Here is a 1,390-nt window from a genome sequence, read left to right as displayed (position 1 = left end):
GTTTATTTTTTAACATTATTGTATGTGTTTGGTATAAAATATAAGTCTATTAAAATCTTATTTTAAATTGGTGTTTACAGTCCAGTTTTTGTACTTTTAAATAATACATGGCTATTTGTTATATGAATTTCCTTATTTTTTTTTATATGTTCATCAATATAATTTTCAAATTCTTTTTTCTTTGTATCTACTATTTCCAAAATATTACCTGGAATTGTATATACATATTCTAATATAGCTTTTGTATCATTCACTATAAGCTTATCTTTATATGAATAAGTTTGGATATCACTAAAATAGTCTTTTAGTATACATTCTCCATTATTTAGACCAAAGTTTTCACAAAGCTTTTTCTCTGAAATTTTCATGTTGCTACTAAAGCCTATCATAATTTCTTCTAATTCTTTCATATGTTTATCATCAATAGTAGAGCAGTAAAATTGTCCTTCTGTTTTTAAAACTCTTTTAATCTCAAATAAAACTTTATCTAAGTCTTTCATGTAGAATAAAACATGATTGGCAATTACTACATCAAAACTTTCATCTTTAAAGGGCATATCACTTGGGTCTATTCTTTTGAAATTGAATTTATGGTCATAGTCTCTAAGATTATAATTTGCATCATCAATCATATCTTGACATATATCTGTTAAAGTTATATTTACACTCTTTTTTAGAGAATTAATATTTTTAAACCATAAAGCTCCATTACCGCAACCAATTTCTAATACCTTATAATTTTTTTTAAATTTTAATTTATTAAAAACCCAATTGTACCAACCTTTTTGATTAGACCCAAACTTATCTTGAAGTTTAACGTTTGCATTTAGATTAGATGAATCTATGTATTGTTGAAGCAGCTGGTTTTCATTTTCTAGCATCTTAATTATATTTATCGTCTTTTCCCAGTTTATACACTCATCATTTTTAATACTAGATTCTGCTGCTTCCATAATATTTAGAACTGTTTTCATATGGTTTATTTTATTTCTGATAATATTTTTTTGTAAATTAAAAGAATTAGCTATATCATCTTTTCCAAAGCTTTGTAATTCAATCCCCATTACTTCATCTAAAGACAATCCTAGATATTTTAAAGCTAAAATTTTTTTTAACTTTATAAAATCGTTATTTGAATATAATCTGTAACCAAGTTCATTATGATGAGATGCTTTTAAAATTCCCTTATTATCATAATACCTTATAGTCCTTATTGTCACTCCTGCCATCTTAGCAAATTCACCTGTAGTATATAATCTTTCATCATTCATTATATCCCCCCCAACTTCATTGCCTAATTATATTTTATAGGGTTACGTTACGTAATAGGCAATATGTAATTTATATATTTTTTAATTTTTTAAAAAATATATTTTTAACATAATTCTTC

General features: G+C 24.5%; 1 protein-coding gene. It reads right to left on the bottom strand.

Features of this window, described 5'->3' with window-relative positions; genetic code table 11:
- Positions 1-74: 74 nt before the first annotated feature.
- Positions 75-1,271 carry a MerR family transcriptional regulator gene (locus VN21_RS13400; RefSeq protein ID WP_046823696.1) on the bottom strand — a complete coding sequence of 399 codons (1,197 nt, stop codon included), beginning with the start codon at positions 1,269-1,271 and terminating at the stop codon, positions 75-77.
- Between the last annotated feature and the right edge of the window lie 119 nt (positions 1,272-1,390).

Origin of the sequence: Paraclostridium benzoelyticum (assembly GCF_001006285.1) — a bacterium.
Taxonomy (GTDB): Bacteria; Bacillota; Clostridia; order Peptostreptococcales; family Peptostreptococcaceae; genus Paraclostridium; species Paraclostridium benzoelyticum.
This window is presented reverse-complemented; position numbering and strand designations above follow the sequence as displayed.